This is a genomic window from Luteimonas sp. MC1825 (assembly GCF_014764385.1).
Classification (GTDB): Bacteria; Pseudomonadota; Gammaproteobacteria; order Xanthomonadales; family Xanthomonadaceae; genus Luteimonas.
This window is the reverse complement of sequence record NZ_CP061714.1, coordinates 1667310-1692305: the sequence shown is the minus strand read 5'-3', so window position 1 is coordinate 1692305 and position 24996 is coordinate 1667310. Positions and strand designations below refer to the sequence as shown.

The window sequence follows — 24996 nt, the reverse complement described above, 5'->3', positions numbered from 1 at the left end:
CGAATGCCATGTCACGCACCCTGTACCGCACCCGCATCAAGTTCTGTGGCCTGACCCGCGCCGGCGATGTCCGCCTGGCAAGCGAGCTGGGCGTCGACGCCATCGGCTTCGTGTTCGCACACGGCAGCCCGCGCCTGCTGCACCATGCCGAGGCCCGCGCGCTGCGCCAGGCCCTGGCGCCACTGGTGGACGCGGTCGCGGTGTTCCGCGACAACCCCGCAGACGAGGTGCGCGAAATCGTCAAGCAGGTGCGGCCCAGCCTGCTGCAGTTCCATGGCGACGAAGATGACGCGTTCTGCCGCGGCTTCGGCGTGCCCTACATCAAGGCCGTACCGATGGGCGGCGGCGCCACGGTCGACCCGCGCGCCATCGAGGGCGGGCACCCGGCCGCGGTGGCGTTCCTGTTCGACAGCCACGGCGGCGGGCAGACCGGCGGCAGCGGTCGCGTGTTCGACTGGGCGCGGCTGCCGCGCATCGGCAAGCCGGCGCTGGTGTCGGGCGGGCTGCATGCGGGCAACGTCTTCGATGCCATCCTGGCCACCTTGCCATGGGGCGTGGATGCCAGCAGCGGCATCGAATCGGAAGCCGGTATCAAGGACGGCGAGCGCATGCGCGCCTTTGTCGAGGAAGTGCGCCGCGCCGACTGCCACGTGGACCCCGACACCGATGCCGTCGCACGGGAGGCCGCGCGATGACCCGCATGCCCGATGATTTCCACGCCTTCCCTGACGCGCAGGGCCACTTCGGGCGCTACGGCGGCCGCTTCGTCGCCGAAACCCTGGTCGGGCCGCTCGAGGAGCTGGCCGCGGCCTACGATGCCGCCCGCGTCGACCCGGCGTTCATTGCCGCGTTCGAGGACGACCTGCGCAACTACGTCGGCCGGCCGAGTCCGATCTACGAGGCCACGCGTCTGTCGCGCCACGTCGGCGGCGCGCGCATCCTGCTCAAGCGCGAGGACCTGAACCACACCGGCGCGCACAAGATCAACAACACCATCGGCCAGGCGCTGCTTGCCAGCCGCATGGGCAAGACCCGGATCATCGCCGAGACCGGTGCCGGCCAGCACGGCGTTGCGTCCGCCACCGTGGCCGCGCGACTGGGCCTGGAGTGCGTGGTGTACATGGGCGCCACCGACATCGAGCGGCAGAAGATCAACGTCTACCGCATGAAGCTGCTCGGCGCCTCGGTGGTGCCGGTGACCAGCGGCTCGGCGACGCTCAAGGATGCGCTCAACGAGGCGATGCGCGACTGGGTGACCAACGTGGCCGGCACCTTCTACATCATCGGCACCGTGGCCGGCCCCGATCCCTATCCGCGCATGGTCCGTGATTTCAACGCCGTGGTCGGCCGCGAGGCGCGCGCGCAGATGCTTGATGCACACGGTCGCCTGCCGGATGCCATCACCGCCTGCGTCGGCGGCGGCAGCAATGCCATCGGCATCTTTCATGCCTTCCTCAACGACCGCGCGGTGCGCCTGGTCGGTGCGGAGGCGGCGGGCGACGGCATCGAGACCGGCCGCCATGCCGCATCGATCGCCGCCGGCCGCCCGGGCGTGCTGCACGGCAACCGCACCTACCTGCTGTGCGACGACGACGGCCAGGTGATCGAGACGCACTCCATCTCCGCCGGGCTGGACTATCCGGGCGTCGGTCCGGAACACGCCTTCCTCGCCGACAATGGCCGCGCCGAGTATGTCGGCGTGACCGACGACGAGGCGCTGGAAGCGTTCCACCTGCTGGCGCGCACCGAAGGCATCCTGGCCGCGCTGGAATCGAGCCATGCGATCGCCCAGGCGATGAAGCTCGCACGCACGATGCCCAGGGACGCGATCGTGCTGTGCAACCTGTCGGGTCGTGGCGACAAGGATGTGCACACCATCGCCGCGCGCGAAGGAGTGGAGGTTTGAACGCCGGCATCGCGCGCATCGACGCGCGCTTCGCCGCGCTGCGCCAGGCGGGCCGCAAGGCGCTGATCCCGTTCATCACCGCCGGCGATCCGGGTTTGGCCGATACCGTGCCGGTGATGCACGCGCTGGTGGCGGCGGGCGCGGACGTGATCGAGGTCGGCGTGCCGTTCTCGGACCCGATGGCCGACGGTCCCACCATCCAGCGCAGCTCCGAGCGCGCGCTCGCGCGTGGCGCGGGCATGGCCTGGGTGCTGGACCAGGTGCGCGCGTTCCGTGCGCGCGACACGACCACGCCGGTGGTGCTGATGGGTTACCTCAACCCGGTCGAGGTCCGTGGCCCCGAGGCCTTCGCCGCCGCCGCGAGTGCCGCGGGCGTCGACGGCATGCTGCTCGTCGACCTGCCGCCCGAAGAGGCCGCCGACGTCCGCGCCGGTTTTGCCGTGCACGGCGTGGCGCTGGTGCTGCTGGCCTCGCCAACCACCGCGCCGGCGCGCGTCGAGCTGCTCTGCGCACAGGCGCAGGGCTACCTGTATTACGTCAGTTTCGCGGGGGTGACCGGCGATTCGGCGCGCCTGGATGCCGACGCCGCGTCGCGCCAGCTTCGCGCCATCCGCGCCGGCAGTACGGTGCCGGTGGTGGTGGGGTTCGGCATCCACGACGCCGACAGCGCCGTGGCCATGGGCCGCGATGCCGACGGCGTGGTGGTCGGCAGCGCCCTGGTCAAGGCCATGGCCTCCGCGGGCGAGGGGCATGGCGCCGAAGCGGCGGCCGCGTTCCTGGCGCCGCTGCGCCAGGCGCTCGACGCCGCGGGCGGCTCCGGGGCGCTGCGCTAGACTACCCGGCTTGTCGCGGCCTGGCCGCAAAGGATTCGAGTACCGCATGTCCTGGCTGAAGAAACTCACGCCCGCCCGCATCCGCACCGACAGCGGTCCGGCGCGCAAGCGCAGCGTCCCGGAAGGGCTGTGGGAAAAATGCGACAGCTGCGGCGCCGTGCTGTACCGCCCCGAACTCGAGGAAAACCTCGAGGTCTGCCCGAAGTGCGCCCACCACATGGCGATCCGCGCCCGCGCGCGCCTGGCCGCGTTGCTCGATGCCGGCAGCGGCCGCGAGATCGGTGCAGCGCTCGGCCCGGTCGACGTGCTGCGCTTCCGTGACCAGAAAAAGTACTCCGAGCGCATCAAGGCCGCGCAGAAGGCCACCGGCGAGCGCGACGCGCTGGTGGCGTTCGAGGGCACGCTGAAGGGCCACGCCATCGTCGCCAGTGCCTTCGACTTCGCCTTCATGGGCGGCTCGATGGGCTCGGTGGTCGGTGAACGCTTCGCCCTGGCCGCCGAACGCGCGCTCGCGATCGGCTCGCCGTTCGTGAACTTCTCGGCCAGCGGCGGCGCGCGCATGCAGGAAAGCCTGTATTCGCTGCTGCAGATGGCCAAGACCTCGGCCGCGCTGGGGCGCCTGCGCGCCGCGGGCCTGCCCTACATCTCGGTGATGACGCACCCGACCACCGGTGGCGTGTCGGCGTCGTTCGCCATGCTCGGCGACATCAACCTCGCCGAGCCCAAGGCGCTGATCGGCTTCGCCGGCCCGCGCGTGATCGAACAGACCGTGCGCGAAACCCTGCCCGAAGGCTTCCAGCGCTCGGAGTTCCTGCTCGAGCACGGTGCGATCGACCAGATCTGCGACCGCCGCGAACTGCGCGACCGGATCGCCGCGCTGGTCGCGTTGATGATGCGATACCCGCAGGCGGCAGACGAGGACACCCGGACGGCATGAACATCGCGAACACACCCGTGCCCGACGTCGCCACGGCCGGCAGCAAGCGCCGCTGGTTCGGTACCGACGGCATCCGCGGCCGCGTGGGCGAGGGCCCGATCTCGGCCGACTTCGTGCTCCGCCTCGGCAACGCGTATGGCCACGCGCTGGTCGCCGCGGTCAAGGCCGGCGACGAGTGGCGCAAGCCGCTGGTGCTGATCGGCAAGGACACGCGGATCTCGAACTACATGTTCGAGGCGGCGCTGGAGGCCGGCCTGGTCGCCGCGGGCGTCGACGTGCAGCTGATGGGCCCGATGCCCACGCCGGCGGTGGCGCACCTCACGCATGCCATGCGCGCCGACGGCGGCATCGTGATCTCCGCATCGCACAACCCGCACCACGACAACGGCATCAAGTTCTTCTCCGCGCAGGGTGAGAAGCTCGACGACGCCACCGAACTCGCGATCGAGGCCTCCCTGGAGCAACCGTTCCAGACCGTGGCCTCGGACCTGCTGGGCAGGGCGCTGCGCACCCGCGATGCCGTGGGCCGCTACCTCGAGGCCTGCAAGGGCACCGTGCCGCGCAGCTTCGACCTGGATGGCATGCGCATCGTGGTCGACTGCGCGCATGGCGCGACCTACCAGGTCGGGCCGATGGTGCTGCGCGAGCTCGGCGCGCGCGTCGAGGTGATCGGTGCCGAGCCCAACGGCCTGAACATCAACGACGGGGTCGGCTCCACGCATCCGCAGGCCCTGGTGGAACGCGTGCGCGCCAGTGGCGCCGAACTCGGCATCGCCTTCGACGGTGATGGCGACCGCGTGCTGTTCGTGGACGACGCCGGCACCATCCGCGACGGCGACGACCTCGTCTACCTGCTGGCCTGCGACTGGCAGCGCACAGGCCGTCTGCGCGGCCCGGTGGTCGGCACGCTGATGACCAACTACGCGCTGGAGCAGGCGCTGGCCGCGCGCGGCATTGCATTCATGCGCAGCAAGGTCGGCGACCGCCACGTGCACCAGGCGCTGGTCGAGCACGGCGGCATCCTCGGCGGCGAGGCTTCCGGCCACCTGATGTGCCTGGACCGAACCACCACCGGCGACGGCATCGTCAGCGCCCTGCAGGTACTGGAAGTGCTGGCGCGCACCGGCGTGTCGCTGCGCGATGTCCTGCGCGATCTGCAGAAGGCGCCGCAGCAGACCATCAACGTGCGCTGCGGCAACGGTGCCAGGCCGGCTGAAGCGGCCAGTGTGCAGCTCGCGTTGGCCGAGGCCCAGCAGGCCGTGGCCGGGCGGGGCAGGGCGTTCCTGCGGCCGTCGGGCACCGAGCCGGTGGTCCGGGTGACCGTCGAGGCCGATGACGAGGCGCTGGTGCGGGCCACCGTCGAGCGCCTCGCCGAGGCCGTGCGCGCCGCCGCCTGAGCCGCGGCCCCGGCGGCGGTATCATGTGCGGCCTGCGCCCGCGATCCTGCGGGCGCGTTGCCACAGAGACCCGTCATGGCCGCGCAGATCCCCACCCTCGACATCCGCCGCTTCACCCAGCCGACCAGCGCCGAAGACCGCCAGGCTTTCATCGACGAGCTCGGTGCCGCGTACCGCGAATGGGGATTCGCCGGCATCCGCAACCACGGCATCGGCCAGCCGCTGATCGATGACGCCTACGCCGCGTTCAAGGCGTTCTTCGCGCTGCCCGACGACGTCAAGAAGCGCTACCACGTGGCGGGCGGCGGTGGCGCGCGCGGCTACACGCCGTTCGGCGTGGAGACGGCCAAGGACTCCAAGCACTTCGACCTGAAGGAGTTCTGGCACATCGGCCGCGAGATCGCCGCCGACTCCCCGTACCGCGACGTGATGGGCGACAACGTCTGGCCCGCCGAAGTGCCTGCGTTCCGTGAGGCAGGCTACGCGCTGTACCAGGCGCTCGACGCGCTCGGCTCGCAGGTGCTGCGCGCGCTGGCGCTGCACATCGAGCTGCCGGAAGACTATTTCGCCGACAAGACCGACTCCGGCAACTCGATCCTGCGGCCGATCCATTACCCGCCGATCACCGCCGACGACATCCCCAACGTGCGCGCCGGCGCGCATGGCGACATCAACCTGATCACCCTGCTGGTTGGCGCGAGTGCGGCGGGCCTTGAAGTGCTGTCGCACCAGGGCGAGTGGGTCCCGTTCACCTCGGATGCCGACACCATCGTGGTCAACATCGGCGACATGCTGCAGCGCCTGACCAACCACGTGTATCCGTCCACCATCCACCGCGTGGTCAATCCGCCGGGCGAACTGGCGCGCCAGCCGCGCTACTCGGTGCCGTTCTTCCTGCACCCCAACCCCGATTTCCTGATCGACGTGCTGCCCTCGTGCGTGACCGCCGACAATCCGAGCCGCTACCCCGAGCCGATCACCGCGCAGGGCTACCTCGAAGAGCGCCTGCGCGAGATCAAGCTGAAGTAGGCGGCTACCCCTTCCGCGGCCGGACGGCCTAGAATCTCCGGCCCGTCCGTCCCCCGAGGTCCGCAATGCGCCAACGCATCGTCGCCGGCAACTGGAAGCTGCATGGCAGCCGCGAATTCGCCAGCGGGCTGGTCGCCCGCATTGCCGATGGCCTGGCGGGTGACGCGGTCGAGGTGGTCGTGCTGCCGCCGATGCCGTACCTGGGTGCGCTGGCCAGGCAGTTCGCCGGGCGCGGCCTGGCGTTCGGCGCGCAGGACGTCGGCGTGAACGGCGAGGGTGCGTATACCGGCGAGGTTTCCGCGGCCATGCTGGCCGACGTCGGCGCGCGCTATGTGCTGGTCGGGCATTCGGAACGCCGCGAGTACCACTGCGAGGACAGCGCCCTGGTGGCCGCGAAGTTCCAGGCCGCGCTGGCCGCGGGGCTGCGGCCGATCCTCTGCGTGGGCGAGTCGCTGCAGCAGCGCGAGTCCGGGGCGGAGGAAGAGGCGATTGCGGCGCAGCTGCGCCCGGTGCTGGACCTGGTCGGCGCCGAAGGGTTCGCCGATGCGGTGGTCGCCTACGAGCCGGTCTGGGCGATCGGCACCGGCCTGACCGCCACGCCGGCACAGGCGCAGGCGATCCATGCATTCATCCGTAGCGAGGTCGCTTCGCGGGATGCTAGAATTGCGAATTCCCTGCCCCTGCTTTACGGCGGCAGCGTGAAGCCCGCCAACGCCGTCGAGCTGTTTTCGCAGCCAGACGTCGATGGAGGCCTGATCGGCGGTGCATCGCTGGTGGCCACGGACTTCCTGGCCATTGTTGCAGCGGCGGCCGCGTAAGCGGCGCACAAGAGAGTCGAGAACATGCTTCCCCTCATCCTCAACGTGGTCTTCGTGCTCATCGCCATCGCGATGGTCGCCCTGATCCTGATGCAGCGCGGCGCCGGTGCCTCGGCGGGCTCCGGCTTCGGCGGTGGCGCCTCGGCGACGGTGTTCGGCTCGCGCGGCGCATCCAATTTCCTGTCCAAGTCCACCAAGTGGCTGGCCATCTCGTTCTTCGCCATCACGCTGTTCATGGCGTGGCAGGCCACCAACTCCGCGCGCCAGCAGGGCGCCACGCAGGTCGACCTGGGCGTGATGTCCGAGGTTCCGACGGCACCCGCGCCTGTCGCGGCCCCGCAAGGCACGGTCCCGGCCGCGCCGTCGACCGTTCCCGAGCAATCCCCGGTGCCCACGGCACCCGACGCGCAGCCTCCGGCTGATGCGCCCGCGCAGCCCGTTCCGGCGCAGGAGGGTCCGCAGGGCGGCTGATAGCGATTACAATGTCGCGGTCCCGCAGCGCTGCTGCGCGGGCGAGGCGGACACAGAAGATTTGCCCAGGTGGCGGAATTGGTAGACGCACTACCTTGAGGTGGTAGCGGCTTAGGTCGTGGGGGTTCGAGTCCCCCCTTGGGCACCACACACATCGCGAAACGCGGCCGGTCCGGTCGCGCTGCGCGGTAGAAGAGCAACGGCCGCCCTCGCGGCCCGTAGCCGAGAGAACACACGTGCTGGCCGAATATCTGCCGACCCTATTGTTCCTGATCGTCGCCACGGGGATCGGCATCGCCCTGATCCTGGTCGGCAACCTGCTGGGGCCCAAGCACCCCACCGTCGAGAAGCTCTCCGCCTACGAATGCGGCTACGCGCCCTTCGAGGACGCGCGCATGCCGTTCGACGTGCGCTATTACCTGATCGCCATCCAGTTCATCGTCTTCGACCTGGAAATCATCTTCATCGTGCCGTGGGCCACCGTGTTCCGTGAGCTCGGCGTGCTCGGCCTCATCGAGATGGGCATCTTCGTGGGCATGCTGCTGCTCGGTTTCATCTATGTCTGGAAGAAGGGAGCGCTGGAATGGGAGTGACCCGGGCGATCCGCGCGATTGCGGACTCCGCGAGCAACCCGCTGCCTGAAGGCCGCGTCGACGACATCCTGCGTCCCGCGGGCGACAACCCGCTGCTGGAGCAGGGCTTCGTCACCACCAGCTCGGACATCCTCCTCAACTGGGCGCGCACCGGCTCGATGTGGCCGGTCACGTTCGGCCTCGCCTGCTGCGCGGTCGAGATGATGCATGCCGGCGCCGCGCGCCTCGACATGGACCGTTACGGCGTGATCTTCCGCCCGTCGCCGCGCCAGTCCGACGTGATGATCGTGGCCGGCACCCTGGTCAACAAGATGGCCCCGGCGCTGCGCAAGGTCTACGACCAGATGCCCGACCCCAAGTGGGTGATCTCGATGGGCAGCTGTGCCAATGGCGGCGGCTACTACCACTATTCGTATTCCGTGGTCCGCGGCTGCGACCGCGTGGTGCCGGTGGACATCTATGTCCCGGGCTGCCCGCCGACGGCCGAGGCCCTGGTGCACGGCATCCTGCAGTTGCAGAAGAAAATCCGCCGCTCCACCAATTTCGGCGAGAACAAGGTGGGCCAGCGCAATGGCTGAGTCCGCGACCGCGTTCGCCGCGCGCCTGCGCACGCGCTTCGCCGCCGCTGCCGTGCATGTCGCGCTCCCGCGTGGTGAAGTCGCCATGGTCGTCGCGCCGGCTGACTGGCACGCGAGCTGCCAGGCGCTGCGCGACGAGTTCGGCTTCGAGATGCTGATTGACCTGTGCGGCATCGACTACCTCGGCTACGGCAGCGACGAGTGGGACACCGACGTCTCCTCTGAAGGCTTCAGCCGCGGCGTGGAGGGCAAGGGGGCAGGGCGCTTCGCCTTCGGCGAGCAGCACACCCAGCAGCTCGCGCAGCCCGATGGCGAAGGCGCGATCACCGTTCCCGTGCAGCGCTTCGCGGTGGTCGTGCAGCTGCTGTCGATCGCCAACAACCGCCGCGTGCAGGTGAAGTGCTTCGCGGCCGATGACGCGCTGCCGGTCGTGGCCTCGGTCAATGACCTGTGGCCGGGCGTCAACTGGTTCGAGCGCGAGGCGTTCGACCTGTTCGGCATCATGTTTGCCGGACACCCCGACCTGCGCCGCATCCTCACCGACTACGGCTTCATCGGCCATCCGTTCCGCAAGGACTTCCCGCTGATCGGCAACGTCGAGGTCCGTTACGACGCCGAGAAGCAGCGCGTGGTGTACGAGCCGGTGACTTCGGTCGAGCCCCGCGTCGGCGTGCCGCGCGTGATCCGCGACGACGCACGTTATGCAACCGCCGCCGGCGAGGACCGCGACCTGAAGGTCGGCGCTGCCCGCACCGGCGCAGGAGAGGCGAAATGAGCGCGCATCCGCACGCCGCCGGCAGTGGCTTCGCCAGCAATCCCGGCGAGGCGCGCCAGGAAATCCGCAACTACACGATGAACTTCGGCCCGCAGCATCCGGCCGCGCACGGCGTGTTGCGCCTGATCCTGGAGATGGACGGCGAGACCGTGGTCCGCGCCGACCCGCACGTCGGGCTGCTGCACCGGGGCACCGAGAAGCTGGCCGAGTCCAAGCCGTTCAACCATTCGATCGGCTACATGGATCGCCTCGACTACGTGTCGATGATGTGCAACGAGCACGCCTATGTGCGCGCCATCGAGTCCCTGATGGGCATCGAGGCACCCGAGCGCGCGCAGTGGATCCGCACGATGTTCGACGAGATCACGCGGATCCTGAACCACCTGATGTGGATCGGCTCCAACGGCCTCGACCTCGGCGCGATGGCGGTCATGCTGTATTCGTTCCGCGAGCGCGAAGAGCTGATGGACGTCTATGAGGCGGTCAGCGGCGCGCGCATGCATGCGGCGTACTACCGCCCCGGTGGCGTGTACCGCGACCTGCCCGACCACATGTCGAAGTACCGCGAGTCGCCGTGGCGAAAGGGCGCCAAGCTGAAGCGCTTCAACGAGTCGCGCGAAGGCACGATGCTCGATTTCCTCGAGGCGTTCACCCGCGACTTCCCGGGCCGCGTCGACGAGTACGAGACGCTCCTCACCGACAACCGCATCTGGAAGCAGCGCACCGTCGGCATCGGCGTGGTCAGCCCCGAGAAGGCCATGGCCTGGGGCATGACCGGCGCGATGTTGCGCGGTTCGGGCGTCGAGTGGGACCTGCGCAAGAAGCAGCCCTACGCGCGCTACGACCAGGTCGACTTCGACATCGCGGTCGGCACCAACGGCGATTGCTACGACCGTTATCTGGTGCGCGTCGCCGAGATGCGCCAGTCCAATCGCATCATCGCCCAGTGCGTGGCGTGGCTGAAGGCCAATCCTGGCCCGGTGATGGTCGACAACTTCAAGGTCGCGCCTCCCTCCCGCGAGGAGATGAAGGACGACATGGAAGCCCTGATCCACCACTTCAAGCTGTTCTCCGAGGGCTATTGCGTGCCGGCCGGCGAGACCTACTGCGCGGTCGAGGCGCCCAAGGGCGAGTTCGGCTGCTACCTGGTCAGCGACGGCGCCAACAAGCCCTTCCGCGTGCACCTGCGGGCGCCCGGCTTCGCGCACCTGTCGTCGATGGACGCGGTGGTGAAGGGCCACATGCTGTCCGACGTCGTGGCGATGATCGGCACCTATGACATCGTTTTCGGGGAAGTAGACCGATGAGAGCCACCGGCAACTTCGAGAACGCGCGCAACGTGGACCCGATGGTCGCGTTGAGTGACGACACGCGCGCGCACATCGACCACTGGTTGACCAAGTTTCCCGCCGATCGCAAGCGTTCGGCGGTGCTGCAGGGGCTGTTCGCGGTGCAGCAGCAGAACAATGGTTTCCTCACCGACGAACTGATCGCGGCGGTGGCGAAGTATCTCGACCTGCCGCCGGTGTGGGCGTACGAGGTCGCGACCTTCTACTCGATGTTCGAGACGAAGCCGGTCGGCCGCAACAACGTCGCCATCTGCACCAACATCAGCTGCTGGCTCAACGGCGCCGAAGACCTGGTCGCGCATGCCGAGAGGAATCTCGGCTGCAAGCTCGGCGAATCCACCGCCGACGGCCGCGTCTACCTCAAGCGCGAGGAAGAGTGCGTCGCGGCATGCTGCGGCGCCCCGGTGGTCGTGATCAACGGCCATTACCACGAGAAGCTCGACGCGGCGAAAGTCGACGAGCTGCTCGACGGATTGAAGTGAGGCTGGACACCGGCATGGCGCAGCATCAACACCACGTCTCCGAAGGCTACGGCCCCGTCGGCCCCGCGCCGAAGGAGCACCAGGCCGTCTACACCACGCTGCATTTCGACAAGCCGTGGTCGTACGAGAACTATCTCAAGACCGGCGGCTACAGCGCGCTGCGTCGGATCCTGGAAGAGAAGATGGACCCGACGGCCGTCATCGAGATGGTCAAGCAGTCGGGCCTGCGCGGCCGCGGCGGCGCGGGATTCCCGACCGGGCTGAAGTGGAGCTTCATGCCCAAGGGCAGCGGCATGCAGAAGTACATCCTCTGCAACTCCGACGAGTCGGAGCCGGGCACCTGCAAGGACCGCGATATCCTGCGCTACAACCCGCATTCGGTGATCGAGGGCATGGCGATCGCCTGCTACGCCACCGGCTCCACGGTCGGCTACAACTACCTGCGCGGCGAGTTCCACCACGAACCCTTCGAGCACCTCGAGGAAGCCACTGCCGAGGCCTATGCCAATGGCTGGCTGGGCCGCGACATCCTCGGCTCGGGCACCGACATCGAGATCCACAACGTGCTCGGCGCCGGCGCCTACATCTGCGGCGAAGAAACCGCGCTGATGGAGTCGCTGGAAGGCAAGAAGGGCCAGCCGCGGTTCAAGCCGCCGTTCCCGGCCAACTTCGGCCTGTACGGCAAGCCGACCACCATCAACAACACCGAGACCTTCGCCTCGGTGCCGGCCATCGTGCGCAACGGCCCGGAGTGGTTCGCCAACCTCGGCAAGCCCAACAACGGCGGCTGCAAGATCTTCTCGGTCTCCGGCCAGGTCACGCGCCCGGGCAACTACGAGATCCGCCTGGGCACGCCCTTCAGCGAACTGCTGGAGATGGCCGGCGGCATGCACCCGGGGCGCCGCATCAAGGCGGTGATCCCCGGTGGCTCGTCGATGCCGGTGCTGCCCGGCGACACCATGATGGGCCTCACCATGGATTACGACGCGCTGCAGAAGGCCGGCTCCGGCCTCGGCTCGGGCGCGGTGATCGTGATGGATGACACCGCCTGCATGGTCCGCGCCTGCCAGCGCATCGCACGCTTCTATTTCCAGGAATCCTGCGGCCAGTGCACGCCCTGCCGCGAAGGCACGGGCTGGATGTACCGCATGATCACGCGCATCGTCGAGCGCCAGGGCACGCTGTCCGACCTCGAGATGCTGCGCGCCGCGGCCGGCCAGATCGAGGGCCACACCATCTGCGCGTTCGGCGAAGCGGCGGCATGGCCCGTGCAGGGCTTCCTGCGCCATTACTGGGACGAATTCGAGTACGCGATCGTCAACGGCCGCTTCCTGGTCGACGACCAGCGCGACGGCACGGTCGTTGCGAAGGTGGCCGCATGAGCGCCCAGCCCGTGAATCCCAACCTCGCGCCCGACCACGTCACCGTCTTCATCGACGGCGTGGAGATGGCCGCGCCCAAGGGCTCGATGATCATCCAGGCCGCCGACAAGGCCGGCATCCCGATCCCGCGCTTCTGCTACCACGACAAGCTCGCCATCGCCGCCAACTGCCGCATGTGCCTGGTCGACGTGGAGAAGATGGGCAAGCCTGCGCCCGCCTGCGCCACCCCGGTGATGGACGGCATGCGCGTGCAGACGCGCAGCGAGAAGGCGCTCAAGTCGCAGCGCAACGTGATGGAGTTCCTGCTGATCAACCACCCGCTCGACTGCCCGGTCTGCGACCAGGGTGGCGAATGCGAGCTGCAGGACCTGTCGCTCGGCTACGGCCGTTCGGTCAGCCGTTTCAGCGAGCGCAAGCGCGTGGTGGCCGACGAGGACATGGGTCCGCTGGTCGCCACCGACATGACGCGCTGCATCCAGTGCACGCGCTGCATCCGCTTCACCGCCGAAATCGCCGGTACCTATGAACTCGGCGGCATGCAGCGCGGCGAAAGCCTGCAGATCGGCACCTACGACGGCAAGCCGCTGACCACCGAACTGTCCGGCAACGTGATCGACGTGTGCCCGGTCGGCGCGCTCACCAACAAGGTGTTCCGCTTCCGCGCGCGCCCTTGGGAGCTGATCGCACGCGAGTCGCTGGGCTACCACGACGCGCTCGGCAGCAACCTGTTCCTGCATTCGCGCCGCGGCGAGGTGATGCGCGCGGTTCCGCGCGACAACGAGGCCGTCAACGAGTGCTGGATCTCGGACCGTGACCGCTATTCGCACCAGGGCCTGTACGCCGACGACCGCGCCAGCCGACCGCTGCTGCGCGTCGCCAGCAATGGCGATGACGGCGACTGGCGCGAGGCGTCATGGGACGAGGCGCTGGCGCGTGCCGCGCAGATCCTGCGCGACAATGCCGCCGACGACCTCGGCATCCTGGTGCATCCGGCGACCTCCAACGAGGAGGGCGCGCTGCTGGCGCGCCTGGCCGAGGCCCTTGGCACCGGCAACCTCGACCACCGCATTTCCCAGCGTGACCTCTCCGACGCCGCGGTGGCCGAGCCGTTCGCCATGCCGGTGGAAGACATCGAACAGGCGGACGCGATCGTCATCGTCGGCAGCCACCTGCGTTACGAACTGCCGTTGCTGCACCAGCGCGTGCGCAAGGCCTGGGTCCGTGGCGCGCGCGTGCACGTGGTCAATCCGGTGGACTTCGAGTTCGCCTTCGACATCACGTCGAAGACGATCGTCGCGCCGTCCCGCATCGCCGCCGCGCTCGGCTCCGTGGAGCTTGCCGCCGCACTGAAGGACAGCGCGCGCGTGGTGGTGATCGTCGGTGGCGTGGCCGAGAACGGCGCGCATGCCGCGGACATCCGCGCCGCGGCCGCCGCGCTTGCCGCCTCCGGCAACGGCGCGCTGTGCCGCATCCCGCAGGGCGCGAACGCGCTCGGCCTGGCGCGCAACGGCGTCCTGCCGGCTTCGCGTGACGCGGGCACGATGCTGGCGCAGCCGCGCAGCGGCTACGTGACGTACGGCGTCGAGCCTGGACTCGACTTCGCCGACCAGGCGAGTGCGATGGCCGCGCTTGGCGGCGCGCAGGTCGTGGCCTTCAGCCACTTCGCCTGCGCATCGACGCGCCGCGTGGCCGATGTGATCCTGCCGATCGGCCTGCTGCCCGAGATCGACGCCACCCTGACCAACCTCGATGGCCGCGAGCAGCGCGCCGTCGCCGCCGGCAAGTTGCCGGATCAGGCGCGACCAGGCTGGAAGGCCCTGCGTGCACTCGGCGGGCTGCTGGCGCTGCCGGGCTTCGATTTCGTCGATCTGGCCGAAGTGCGCGCCGGCATGGCGCCGCGCAGCGTCGCGGTGTCGGCCTCCGCGACCACGGTGGGCGAGGGCGGCGGCGAAGGCCTTGAGCTCGCCGTGTCGCAGGCGATCTACCGCACCGACGGCGTCACGCGTCGCGCGGCCGCGCTGCAGGCACATCCGCTCACCGCCGGTCCGCGCATCACGCTCCACCCCGACGATGCGTCGGCGGCGGGCGTGGCCGATGGCGCCATGGCCAAGGTGTCCAACCACGCCGGCACCGCCACCCTGCAGGTAGTCGCCAGCGACCGCGTCGCGCGGGGCGCGGCGTGGGTCGAATCCGGGTACGGCGCCACGGCGGCGCTTGCCGGCGGCCGCGCCAGGGTGGTGGCCGCATGAGCACGACCAATACCGCAAGCCTGGTGCTCGACGCCGTTTCGCCGTTCCGCGAATGGCTCGATGCGCTCGGCCCCATCGGTACCGTCATCTGGCTGGTGCTGCTGATCCTCTGTATCGCCATGCCGGTGATCATCGCCGTGGCGTTCTACGTGGTCTGGGAGCGCAAGCTGATCGGCTGGATGCACATCCGCCACGGCCCGATGTATGTCGGCTGGGGCGTGCTGCAGGCCTTCGCCGACGTCTTCAAGCTCCTGTTCAAGGAAGTCATCCAGCCGACGCGCGCGCACCCGGTGCTGTACGTGCTGGCGCCGATGATCACCATGGTCCCGGCGCTCGCCGCCTGGGCGGTGGTGCCGTTCGACGCGCAGATGGTGCTGTCCAATGCCAACGCGGGCCTGCTGTACCTGCTGGCGGTGGTCTCGCTCGGCGTGTACGGCATCATCATTGCCGGCTGGGCGTCGAACTCGAAGTACGCGTTCCTCGGTGCCATGCGCGCCGCGGCGCAGATGGTGAGCTACGAGATCGCGATGGGCTTCGCGCTGGTCGGCGTGATGGTCGCTTCGGGCAGCCTCAACCTGAGCGCCATCGTGATGGCGCAGTCCGGAAACGCCGGCTTCCTCGAGTGGTTCTGGCTGCCGCTGCTGCCGCTGTTCGTCATCTACTTCATCTCCGGCGTGGCCGAGACCAACCGCTCGCCGTTCGACGTGGTCGAGGGTGAGTCCGAGATCGTCGCCGGGCACATGGTGGAGTACTCCGGCTCGGTGTTCGCGCTGTTCTTCCTGGCCGAGTACGCCAACATGATCCTGGTGAGCGTGCTCACCGCGATCTTCTTCCTGGGCGGCTGGCTGTCGCCGTTCCAGGGCTGGTTCGCCGGCGTGCCGGTGCTCGAGTGGCTGGCGGTCGACGGCTGGTGGTGGCTGATCGCCAAGGCGTTCTTCTTCGCGAGCTGCTTCGTGTGGTTCCGCGCCACGTTCCCGCGCTACCGCTATGACCAGATCATGCGCCTGGGCTGGAAGGTGTTCATCCCGCTGGCGATCGCGTGGATCGCGGTTACCGCGCTGATGGCGTACTTCGGCGTGTTCGAGGCAGGTGCGTGATGGGCAAGATCCTTTCCTGGGCGAAGAGCCTGCTGCTGCTGGAGATGTTGGCCGGCATGTCGCTGACGCTGCGGTACCTGTTCCGTCCCAAGTACACGATCATGTACCCGATGGAAAAGACCCCGCAGTCTCCGCGCTTCCGCGGACTGCACGCGCTGCGCCGCTATCCCAACGGCGAAGAACGCTGCATCGCATGCAAGCTGTGCGAGGCCGTGTGCCCGGCGCTGGCGATCACCATCGATTCCGAGCAGCGCGAGGACGGCACGCGCCGGACCACGCGCTACGACATCGACCTGTTCAAGTGCATCTTCTGCGGATTCTGCGAAGAGTCGTGCCCGGTGGACTCGATCGTGGAGACGCATATCCACGAGTACCACTTCGAGAACCGCGGCGAGAACATCGTCAACAAGCAGCAGCTGCTGGCCATCGGTGACCGGCTCGAGGCCGAGATCGCCGAGCGCCGCACCGCCGACGCCGGATACAGGTAAACCATGGACTTCGCCCTTCTCGCTTTCCTGGCATTCGCCGCGGTCACCGTGGTCTCGGCGGTGGCCGTGATCAGCGTCCGCAACCCGGTGCACGCCGCACTGTTCCTGGTGCTGACCTTCTTCACCGTGGCCTGCACCTGGATCATCGCCGGCGCCGAGTTCCTGGGCGTCGCGCTGGTGCTGGTGTACGTGGGCGCGGTGATGGTGCTGTTCCTGTTCGTGGTGATGATGCTCGACATCGACGAAGAGCAGATGCACAAGGGCTACGTGCGCCACCTGCCGGTGGGCCTGCTGGTCGCAGTGGTGATGCTGGTCGAGATCCTGACGCTCATCGGCGTCAAGGCGTTCGTCGCCACCCCGTTCGCAGCGGAGGCCGCGGTGGACGGCGAGCAGGTGTCCAACACGGTGTGGATCGCGCGCCGCCTGTTCACCGACTTCCTGCTGCCGTTCGAGGTCGCCGCGGTGATCCTGACCGTGGCCGTGATCGCGGCGGTCACCCTGACGTTGCGCCGCCGCGAAGGAACCAAGCACCAGAATCCCGCGCAGCAGGCGCGCGTGCGTGCAGGCGATCGCCTGCGCATGGTCAAGATGCCGTCTTCGGTGCACGTGGCCGACGACACCCCGGCGCCCGACGCCGGTGGGGAGGAGAAGTAATGGAGTTCCTGGGACAGGGCCTGGCCCTCGGCCACTACCTGGCGCTCGGCGCCGTGCTGTTCTGCATCAGCGTTGCCGGCATCTACCTCAACCGCAAGAATGTCATCGTGCTGCTGATGTCGCTGGAGCTGATGCTGCTCGCGGTGAACATCAACTTCGTGGCGTTCTCGCGCGAGATGAACGACGCGGCCGGCCAGGTGTTCGTGTTCTTCATCCTCACGGTGGCCGCGGCCGAGGCCGCCATCGGCCTGGCCATCCTGGTCACCCTGTTCCGCAACCGGCGCACCATCAACGTCGCCGAACTCGACACGTTGAAGGGCTGACCGATGCCTGTCACGGAAATCCTCATCTCGAAGACGGTGCTGCTGGCGATCGTGCTGGCGCCGCTCCTGGGCGCGATACTCGCCGGCCTGTTCGGCCGCCAGGTCGGGCGCGCCGGCTCGCACACCATCACCATCCTCGGCGTCGCGGTGAGCTGCGCGCTGTCGGGCCATGTGCTCTGGCAACTGGCAGGGCAGGGTGCCTCGCCGTTCAACGAGAACATCTACACCTGGTTCCAGGTCGCGGGTTACGAGGCCCACGTCGGCTTCATGGTCGACAAGCTGACCGCGATGATGATGGTCGTGGTGACCTTCGTGTCGCTGCTGGTGCACGTGTACACGATCGGCTACATGGCCGAGGACCCCGGCTACCAGCGCTTCTTCAGCTACATCAGCCTGTTCACGTTCTCGATGCTGACCCTGGTGATGTCGAACAACTTCTTCCAGCTGTTCTTCGGCTGGGAAGCGGTGGGACTGGTGTCGTACCTGCTGATCGGCTTCTGGTTCAAGCGTCCGTCGGCGATCTTCGCCAACATGAAGGCGTTCGTGGTCAACCGCGTTGGCGACTTCGGCTTCCTGCTCGGCATCGCCGGCGTGCTGTACTGGTTCGGCACCCTCGACTACGCCACGGTATTCGCCAACGCCAGCGACCGCATCGGCGGCGGCCAGGTGATCGAGATCTTCGACGGCCACGCCTGGTCGGCGGCCACGGTGGTGTGCATCTGCCTGTTCGTGGGCGCGATGGGCAAGTCGGCACAGGTGCCGCTGCACGTCTGGCTTCCCGACTCGATGGAAGGCCCGACCCCGATCTCCGCGCTGATCCACGCCGCGACCATGGTCACCGCCGGCATCTTCATGGTGGCGCGCATGTCGCCGCTGTTCGAGCTGTCGGAGACCGCGCTGCAGTTCGTGCTGTTCATCGGCGCCACGACCGCGTTCTTCACCGGCCTGATCGGCATCGTGCAGAACGACATCAAGCGGGTGATCGCGTACTCCACGCTGTCGCAGCTGGGCTACATGACGGTGGCCCTGGGCGTGTCCGCGTACTCGGCGGCGGTGTTCCACCTGATGACCCACGCCTTCTTCAAGGCGCTGCTGTTCCTCGGCGCCGGTTCGGTGATCATCGCCCTGCACCACGAGCAGGACATGCGCCGCATGGGCGGCCTGCGCAAGTACATGCCGGTGACGTTCTGGACCATGCTGCTCGGCACGCTGGCACTGATCGGAACGCCGTTCTTCAGCGGCTTCTACTCCAAGGACACGATCATCGAAGCGGCCAAGCACGCTTCGGCGAACATGGGCTGGGTGGGTACCTACGGCTACTGGGCGGTGCTGGCGGGCGCGTTCGTGACCTCGTTCTACAGCTTCCGCCTGCTGTACCTGACGTTCTTCGGCCGCGAGCGCTTCCGCGACGCGCCGGTCGACGACCACGGCCATGACGCAGCCCACCACGGCGACGACCACGCCCACCACGGCCCGGTCGAGCCGCGTGAATCGCCGTGGGTGGTCACGCTGCCGCTGGTGTTGCTGGCGATCCCGTCGGTCCTGATCGGTTTCTTCACCGCCGGCCCGATGCTGTTCGGCACCGACTGGAGCGGCCACCGCGAGGTGCTGCCGTTCTTCCTCGGCGCGATCGACGTCGCCGCCGCGCGCGACACGGTCGCAATGGTCGGCGAGGCGCTGTGGCACGGCCCGGTGGCATTCGCCACGCATGGCTTCATGGCACCGGCGTTCCTGCTGACCGTGGCCGGCTTCGTGCTTGCGACCGTCATGTACTGGTGGAAGCCGGACCTCGCGTCCAGGGCGCGGCGCGTGTTCGCGCTGCCGGTCAAGGTGCTGGAGAAGAAGTACTGGGCCGACGACCTGTGGATCGGTGGCCTGGCTGGCGGCAGCCTGCTGCTGGGCGAGGCCTCCGACCTTGTGGACCGCCGCGTGATCGACGGGGCCATTGTCAACGGCTCCGCGAACAGCGTCGGCCTGGCGGCGCGCGTACTGCGCAAGCTGCAGACCGGGCGCCTGCCCGACTATGCATTCGCGATGATCCTCGGCCTGATCGTGCTCCTGGCCGTTGTCATCCACTACTGGACCTGACGGAAGACGATACGTGTCGAACTGGCCTCTCCTCAGCATCCTCATCTGGCTGCCGATCCTCGGTGGCGCGCTGGTGCTCGCGCTCGGCAACAGCCGCGCCAACGCCGCCCGCTGGCTGTCGCTGGCGATCGCGCTGGTGGCGTTCGCCATCAGCATCCCGTTGTTCACCGGCTTCGACCACGCCGTGGTCGGCATGCAGTTCGTCGAGGCGCGGGAGTGGATCCCCGCCTACGACATCCAGTACCACCTGGGCGGCGACGGCATCTCGGTCGCGCTGATCATCCTCACCACGCTGGTCACCGCGCTGGTGCTGGTCGGTGCCTGGACCTCGATCGACAAGCGCGTCAACCAGTATTACGCCGCCATGCTGATCCTCGAGGGCCTGATGATCGGCGTGTTCTCGGCGGTCGACGCCATGCTCTTCTACGTGTTCTTCGAAGGCATGCTGATCCCGATGTTCATCATCATCGGCGTCTGGGGCGGCCCGCGGCGCGTGTACGCGTCGGTGAAGTTCTTCCTGTACACCTTCCTCGGCTCGGTGTTCATGCTGGTCGGGCTGATCTACCTGTACCTGAAGGCCGGCAGTTGGCAGCTGCCCGACCTGTACGCGCTTCCGCTGGATGCCACCGAGCAGGCCTGGCTGTTCTTCGCCTTCCTGATCGCGTTCGCGGTCAAGGTGCCGATGTTCCCGGTGCACACGTGGTTGCCGGATGCGCACGTCGAGGCGCCGACCGGCGGCTCGGTGATTCTGGCGGCGATCATGCTGAAGATCGGCGGCTACGGGTTCCTGCGCTTCAGCCTGCCGATCGTGCCCGACGCCGGCCACGAGTGGGCCTGGTTGATGATCGCGCTGTCGCTGATCGCCGTGGTCTACGTGGGCATGGTGGCGCTGGTGCAGGACGACATGAAGAAGCTCATCGCCTATTCGTCGGTCGCGCACATGGGCTTCGTGACCCTGGGCACCTTCATCGCCTTCGCGCTGGTGCGCGATGTCGGCAACACCGATGCGGCGCAGCTCGGCCTGCAGGGTGCGATGGTGCAGATGGTCTCGCACGGCTTCATCTCCGGCGCGATGTTCAGCTGTGTCGGCGTGCTCTACGACCGCATGCACACGCGCATGATCCGCGACTACGGCGGCGTGGCCAACGTGATGCCTTGGTTCGCCGTGCTGTTCGTGTTCTTCGGCATGGCCAACGCCGGCCTGCCGGGCACCTCGGGCTTCGTGGGCGAATTCATGATCGTGCTGGCGTCGTTCCAGCACCACCCGCTGATCGCCTTCACCGCCGCGCTCACGCTCATCATCAGCGCCGGGTACACCCTGTGGCTGGTCAAGCGCGTGCTGTACGGCGAGATCGGCAATGCCCATGTCGCCGGGCTGAAGGATATCAACGGCCGCGAGATCCTGGTGTTGGGCGTGTTCGCCGCCGGCGTGCTGCTCATTGGCGTGTGGCCGAAGCCCCTGATCGACCTGATGGAACCGTCCATCGCGCAACTGGCGAGCGTGCTCGCCAACAGCAAGCTTTGAGGAAGACCCCGCGATGATGCCTGGAGCAATGACCCCGCCGATCCGGACGCTGGCCGACATCGCGCCGCTGGCGCCCGAGTTCGTGGTGGTGCTTGGCGCGTTCGCGCTGCTGATGCTTGACCTGTTCATCGGCGAGCGTCGCCGCGTGGTGACTCACGTGCTCGCCGTGCTGCTGCTGGTGGTCGCGGCGGCAATGGCGTTCGCCGGCGTGGGCGGGCAGGGCACGGTGCTGGGCGGCATGTTCGTACGCGACCCGGTCGCCGACGTGCTGAAGACGGTGCTGGTCCTGCTCAGCGCCGCGTCGCTCGTTTACGCATGGTCGTACATGCGCGAACGCGACCTCTACAAGGGCGAGCTGCCGGTGCTGGTGATGTTCGCCACCGCGGGCATGATGCTGCTGGTTTCCGCCGGCAACCTCACCCTGGTCTATGTCGGTCTCGAACTGCTGGCCCTGTGCCAGTACGCCCTGGTGGCGATCGATCGTGACAGCCCGGTCGCATCCGAGGCCGGCATGAAGTACTTCGTGCTGGGCGCGCTGGCCTCGGGCCTGCTGCTGTACGGCATGTCGCTGGTCTACGGCGCCACCGGTACCCTGGACCTGGCGACCCTGCGCGAGACCGCAATGGGTCTCGAAGGCGGCACGGCCACCCTGCTGCTCACCGGCACCGCGTTCATGGTGGTCGGCATCTGCTTCAAGTTCGGCGCCGCGCCGTTCCACATGTGGCTGCCCGATGCGTACCACGGTGCGCCCACGCCGATCACGCTGTTCATCGGCTCGGCACCCAAGCTTGCCGTGTTCGGCATGGCCTATCGCCTGCTCGAGGACGGCTTGGGCGGCGGGGCGCTCCAGGACCAGTGGCAGCTGCTGCTGGCCGGCATCGCCGCGCTCTCGCTGGTGGTCGGCAACCTGTTCGCGATTGCGCAGGCCAACCTGAAGCGGATGCTGGCGTACTCCACCGTGTCGCACGTGGGCTTCCTGCTGCTCGGCTTCGCCGGCGGCGGAGTGGAGGGCTACGCGGCGGCGATGTTCTATGCGATCAGCTACGCGCTGATGGCGGCGGCGGGGTTCGGCGCGATCATCGTGCTGTCCAACCGCGGCTTCGAGGCCGACCGCATCGACGACTTCCGCGGCCTGAATGCGCGCAGCCCGTGGATGGCGGCGCTGGTGCTGTGCATCATGGCTTCGATGGCCGGCGTGCCGCCGTTCCTCGGGTTCTGGGCCAAGCTGGCGGTGCTGCGTGCCGCCCTGCAGGGCGACCTGATGTGGCTGGCGATCGTCGGCATCGTGTTCGCCGTGGTGGGCGCGTTCTATTACCTGCGCGTCATCAAGGTCATGTATTTCGACGAGCCGGTGGGTGCGCCGCTGGAGGCCCGTGCCGACGCGCCACTGCGCACCCTGTTCGCGGTGAATGCGCTCGCCCTGCTGGTGCTGGGCGTGTACTGGAACCCGGTCATGGCCTGGTGCCAGGCGGCGTTGGCCGCATAGGCATCCGGGAACGTCCGAGGGCTTGCATTGCCCGGGGCGTTCCTTCATAATTCCGCTTCTGCTGCGGGGTGGAGCAGTCTGGCAGCTCGTCGGGCTCATAACCCGAAGGTCGCAGGTTCAAATCCTGCCCCCGCTACCAGCTTTTCGCGGTCGACGAAAAGCCTCCAAGGAGGCTTTTTTCGATTAAGGAAAGTTTGGGCTCGTCCGGTGCGCAATGAGGCGCGCCGGCACCGGATCCAGCAGTATCGGACAAGGGCCCATTGGGCCCTTTGTTTTTTTTTGGCGCCGCCAAAGCGCGACCGCATCTGGAGGAGGAGGCAAACGTGACGGACAAATCAACCGACATCGCCAACCTGCTGTCTCCGACCGTCGCCGCGCTGGGGCTGGAGTTGCTGGGCGTGGAATACCTGTCGGCGCCCGGCAGTGCCGTGGTGCGGCTGTACATCGAGCGACCCGGTGCCGAAACGTCCGCGGACACGCAGGGCGTGGGGATCGAGGACTGCGAGGCCGTGAGCCGCGAGGTCTCGGCCCAGCTCGACGTCGAGGATCCGATCAGCGGCAACTACACGCTGGAAGTGTCGTCGCCCGGCGTTGACCGGCTGCTGTTCAAGGCGGCGCACTTCGCGCGCTTCATGGGCGAGCAGGCCAAGGTCACCCTGCAGCTGCCGCAGGACGGCCGTCGTCGCCTGACGGGACGGATCGCCGCGGTGGAAGGCGAGACCATCACATTTGATGTCGACGGCCAGCCGATTGCGGTGGCCGCCGGCAATATCGAGAAGGCGCGGCTGGTACCCGACTGGGTCGCCCTCGGCTACGGGCCGGCGAAGGACGCCTCCGGGCGTGACGACCGCCCCGGCAAGGGCACGCCGCACAACAGACAAACCAACAAGCCGGCGGCCTCCAAGCCGTCCCGTGCGGAGTAATACAGGAATGAGCAAGGAACTGTTGCTGGTCGTCGACGCCGTCGCCAATGAAAAGGGCGTGCCGGAGTCGGTCATCCTTGAAGCCATCGAGGCCGCGCTGGCCACCGCGGCCAAGAAGCGCTACCTCGACCAGGACGTGCTGACGCGCGTGACCATCGATTCCAAGGACGGCAACTACGAAACGTTCCGCCGCTGGGAAGTGGTGGCCGACGACGTGGTGATGGAGTCCCCGGACCGCCAGATCCGCCTGATGGACGCGGTCGACGAAGCCGAAGGGGTCGAGGTCGGCGACTACATCGAAGAGCAGATCGACAACGTCGACTTCGGGCGCATCGCCGCGCAGGCGGCCAAGCAGGTGATCGTGCAGCGCGTGCGCGAAGCCGAGCGCCAGCAGGTCGTCGATGCCTGGAAGGATCGGGTGGGCGAGCTGGTCACCGGCGTGGTCAAGCGCGTCGAGCGCGGCAACGTCTTCGTCGACCTCGGTGGCAACGCCGAAGCCTTCATCCCCAAGGACAAGGCGATCCCGCGCGACGTCGTGCGCGCCGGGGACCGCATCCGCGGTTACCTGTACGACGTGCGCAGCGAGCCCCGCGGCCCGCAGCTGTTCATCAGCCGCGCCGCCCCTGAATTCATGATGGAGCTGTTCAAGCTCGAAGTGCCGGAAGTCGGCCAGGGCCTGGTCGAGATCAAGGCCTGCGCGCGTGATCCCGGCGACCGCGCCAAGATCGCCGTGGTCGCCTACGACACCCGCACCGATCCGATCGGCGCCTGCATCGGCATGCGCGGTTCGCGCGTGCAGGCCGTGAGCAACGAGCTCAACGGCGAGCGCGTCGACATCGTGCTGTGGTCCGACAACCCGGCGCAGTTCGTGATCAACGCCATGGCGCCGGCGGAAGTGCAGTCGATCGTGGTCGACGAAGACAAGCACTCGATGGACCTCGCGGTGGCCGAAGACCGCCTCGCGCAGGCGATCGGCAAGGGCGGCCAGAACGTGCGCCTCGCCAGCCGCCTGTCGGGCTGGCAGCTCAACGTGATGACCCAGGACCAGGTGGCCGCGAAGTCCGATGCCGAGCAGGCCACGGCGCGCGCCCTGTTCCAGGAGAAGCTCGAGGTCGACGAGGAGATCGCCACCATCCTCGTCACCGAAGGCTTCAGCACGGTCGAGGAAATCGCGTACGTGCCCGTCGGCGAGCTGCTGGCGGTGGAGGGCTTCGACGAGGACATCGTCGAGGAACTGCGCGCCCGCGCCCGCGACGCGCTGCTCAACGACGCGCTGGCCGACGCCGAGGAACTCGACGAGAACGCCCCGGCGGACGACCTGCTGCAGCTCGAAGGCATGGACGACGAGACCGCGTTCGCGCTGGCCGCGCACGGCGTGCGCACCAGCGAGGACCTGTCCGACCTGGCCGCCGACGAAGTGCTGGAGTTCGGCATCGAGGGCCTCGAGCTCGATCGTGCCGCCGCGCTGATCCTTGCCGCGCGGGCCGAAGAGATCGCGCGCCTGGAAAGCGAAGGCTGACAGTCAGGGGTCCAGGCCCCCGACCAGCAAGCACCCAGAATTGATCCATCTCCATAGCGCGGCACATGCCGACGCCAAAGGAACCGGAAGCCGA

Annotated in this window: 24 protein-coding genes and 2 tRNA genes; all 26 read left to right on the top strand. The window is 68.1% G+C overall.

Translation table 11 applies throughout. The annotated features are described in order from the left end of the window. Nucleotides 1-8: 8 nt before the first annotated feature. The 26 genes from IDM46_RS07750 to nusA all read left to right on the top strand — a co-directional run bounded on the left by IDM46_RS07750 (nucleotide 9) and on the right by nusA (nucleotide 24902). Complete coding sequence (locus IDM46_RS07750; RefSeq protein WP_182820787.1) at nucleotides 9-695, top strand: phosphoribosylanthranilate isomerase; 687 nt, start codon at nucleotides 9-11, stop codon at nucleotides 693-695. Next, nucleotides 692-1906: a tryptophan synthase subunit beta gene (gene trpB / locus IDM46_RS07745; RefSeq protein ID WP_185115375.1), complete on the top strand. Its 1215-nt coding sequence runs from the start codon at nucleotides 692-694 to the stop codon at nucleotides 1904-1906. The genes IDM46_RS07750 and trpB overlap by 4 nt, the downstream gene beginning before the upstream one ends. An 8-nt stretch (nucleotides 1907-1914) precedes the next feature. Next, entirely contained in the window at nucleotides 1915-2739 is an 825-nt protein-coding gene (gene trpA / locus IDM46_RS07740; RefSeq protein WP_182823661.1) for a tryptophan synthase subunit alpha, read from the top strand. Nucleotides 2740-2785: 46 nt separating this feature from the next. Next, nucleotides 2786-3676: an acetyl-CoA carboxylase, carboxyltransferase subunit beta gene (gene accD, locus IDM46_RS07735; RefSeq protein ID WP_185115374.1), complete on the top strand. Its 891-nt coding sequence runs from the start codon at nucleotides 2786-2788 to the stop codon at nucleotides 3674-3676. Continuing rightward, on the top strand, nucleotides 3673-5073 hold the full coding sequence (gene glmM, locus IDM46_RS07730; RefSeq protein ID WP_182820793.1) for a phosphoglucosamine mutase: 1401 nt from the start codon (nucleotides 3673-3675) through the stop codon (nucleotides 5071-5073). The genes accD and glmM overlap by 4 nt, the downstream gene beginning before the upstream one ends. 75 nt (nucleotides 5074-5148) lie before the next feature. Further along, the gene (locus tag IDM46_RS07725; protein ID WP_185115373.1) at nucleotides 5149-6102 is read left to right on the top strand and encodes an isopenicillin N synthase family oxygenase; all 954 of its coding nucleotides are present in this window, start codon (nucleotides 5149-5151) and stop codon (nucleotides 6100-6102) included. Between the two features lie 65 nt (nucleotides 6103-6167). After that, nucleotides 6168-6920, top strand: coding sequence for a triose-phosphate isomerase (gene tpiA, locus IDM46_RS07720; protein ID WP_185115372.1), 753 nt, complete (start codon nucleotides 6168-6170; stop codon nucleotides 6918-6920). A 24-nt stretch (nucleotides 6921-6944) separates the two neighbouring features. Further along, a complete protein-coding gene (secG, locus tag IDM46_RS07715) occupies nucleotides 6945-7391 on the top strand; it encodes a preprotein translocase subunit SecG (RefSeq protein ID WP_182820799.1) in 447 nt (148 codons plus the stop codon). Between the two features lie 63 nt (nucleotides 7392-7454). Continuing rightward, nucleotides 7455-7539 (top strand) — tRNA-Leu (locus IDM46_RS07710). Nucleotides 7540-7627: 88 nt separating this feature from the next. After that, on the top strand, nucleotides 7628-7984 hold the full coding sequence (locus tag IDM46_RS07705) for an NADH-quinone oxidoreductase subunit A (protein ID WP_182820801.1): 357 nt from the start codon (nucleotides 7628-7630) through the stop codon (nucleotides 7982-7984). Then, nucleotides 7975-8562, top strand: coding sequence for an NADH-quinone oxidoreductase subunit B (locus IDM46_RS07700; protein ID WP_182820803.1), 588 nt, complete (start codon nucleotides 7975-7977; stop codon nucleotides 8560-8562). Before IDM46_RS07705 ends, IDM46_RS07700 begins: the two co-directional genes overlap by 10 nt. Then, nucleotides 8555-9337, top strand: coding sequence for an NADH-quinone oxidoreductase subunit C (locus IDM46_RS07695; protein ID WP_185115371.1), 783 nt, complete (start codon nucleotides 8555-8557; stop codon nucleotides 9335-9337). The genes IDM46_RS07700 and IDM46_RS07695 overlap by 8 nt, the downstream gene beginning before the upstream one ends. Further along, nucleotides 9334-10644 (top strand): NADH-quinone oxidoreductase subunit D, encoded by a 1311-nt coding sequence (locus IDM46_RS07690; protein ID WP_182820806.1) that lies wholly within the window; start codon nucleotides 9334-9336, stop codon nucleotides 10642-10644. The genes IDM46_RS07695 and IDM46_RS07690 overlap by 4 nt, the downstream gene beginning before the upstream one ends. Further along, complete coding sequence (gene nuoE, locus IDM46_RS07685; protein ID WP_185115370.1) at nucleotides 10641-11168, top strand: NADH-quinone oxidoreductase subunit NuoE; 528 nt, start codon at nucleotides 10641-10643, stop codon at nucleotides 11166-11168. The genes IDM46_RS07690 and nuoE overlap by 4 nt, the downstream gene beginning before the upstream one ends. Before the next feature lie 14 nt (nucleotides 11169-11182). After that, complete coding sequence (nuoF, locus tag IDM46_RS07680; RefSeq protein WP_185115369.1) at nucleotides 11183-12550, top strand: NADH-quinone oxidoreductase subunit NuoF; 1368 nt, start codon at nucleotides 11183-11185, stop codon at nucleotides 12548-12550. Beyond that, the gene (nuoG, locus tag IDM46_RS07675) at nucleotides 12547-14799 is read left to right on the top strand and encodes an NADH-quinone oxidoreductase subunit NuoG (protein ID WP_185115368.1); all 2253 of its coding nucleotides are present in this window, start codon (nucleotides 12547-12549) and stop codon (nucleotides 14797-14799) included. The genes nuoF and nuoG overlap by 4 nt, the downstream gene beginning before the upstream one ends. Further along, nucleotides 14796-15896 carry an NADH-quinone oxidoreductase subunit NuoH gene (gene nuoH, locus IDM46_RS07670; RefSeq protein ID WP_182820814.1) on the top strand — a complete coding sequence of 367 codons (1101 nt, stop codon included), beginning with the start codon at nucleotides 14796-14798 and terminating at the stop codon, nucleotides 15894-15896. Before nuoG ends, nuoH begins: the two co-directional genes overlap by 4 nt. Further along, on the top strand, nucleotides 15896-16384 hold the full coding sequence (gene nuoI, locus IDM46_RS07665; protein ID WP_182820817.1) for an NADH-quinone oxidoreductase subunit NuoI: 489 nt from the start codon (nucleotides 15896-15898) through the stop codon (nucleotides 16382-16384). The genes nuoH and nuoI overlap by 1 nt, the downstream gene beginning before the upstream one ends. A 3-nt stretch (nucleotides 16385-16387) precedes the next feature. Then, nucleotides 16388-17038, top strand: a complete 651-nt coding sequence (locus IDM46_RS07660; protein ID WP_182820819.1) for an NADH-quinone oxidoreductase subunit J — start codon at nucleotides 16388-16390, stop codon at nucleotides 17036-17038. Further along, complete coding sequence (gene nuoK, locus IDM46_RS07655; RefSeq protein ID WP_182820821.1) at nucleotides 17038-17361, top strand: NADH-quinone oxidoreductase subunit NuoK; 324 nt, start codon at nucleotides 17038-17040, stop codon at nucleotides 17359-17361. The genes IDM46_RS07660 and nuoK overlap by 1 nt, the downstream gene beginning before the upstream one ends. Nucleotides 17362-17364: 3 nt before the next feature. Beyond that, on the top strand, nucleotides 17365-19449 hold the full coding sequence (gene nuoL / locus IDM46_RS07650) for an NADH-quinone oxidoreductase subunit L (protein ID WP_185115367.1): 2085 nt from the start codon (nucleotides 17365-17367) through the stop codon (nucleotides 19447-19449). Nucleotides 19450-19462: 13 nt separating this feature from the next. Beyond that, the gene (locus tag IDM46_RS07645) at nucleotides 19463-20974 is read left to right on the top strand and encodes an NADH-quinone oxidoreductase subunit M (RefSeq protein ID WP_182820825.1); all 1512 of its coding nucleotides are present in this window, start codon (nucleotides 19463-19465) and stop codon (nucleotides 20972-20974) included. Between the two features lie 28 nt (nucleotides 20975-21002). Further along, entirely contained in the window at nucleotides 21003-22460 is a 1458-nt protein-coding gene (gene nuoN / locus IDM46_RS07640; protein ID WP_182820827.1) for an NADH-quinone oxidoreductase subunit NuoN, read from the top strand. A 62-nt stretch (nucleotides 22461-22522) separates the two neighbouring features. Continuing rightward, nucleotides 22523-22599: transfer RNA gene (locus IDM46_RS07635), tRNA-Met, on the top strand. A gap of 184 nt (nucleotides 22600-22783) precedes the next feature. Then, nucleotides 22784-23383: a ribosome maturation factor RimP gene (gene rimP / locus IDM46_RS07630; protein ID WP_182820829.1), complete on the top strand. Its 600-nt coding sequence runs from the start codon at nucleotides 22784-22786 to the stop codon at nucleotides 23381-23383. Between the two features lie 7 nt (nucleotides 23384-23390). Next, nucleotides 23391-24902, top strand: a complete 1512-nt coding sequence (nusA, locus tag IDM46_RS07625) for a transcription termination factor NusA (RefSeq protein ID WP_182820831.1) — start codon at nucleotides 23391-23393, stop codon at nucleotides 24900-24902. Nucleotides 24903-24996: the final 94 nt, after the last annotated feature.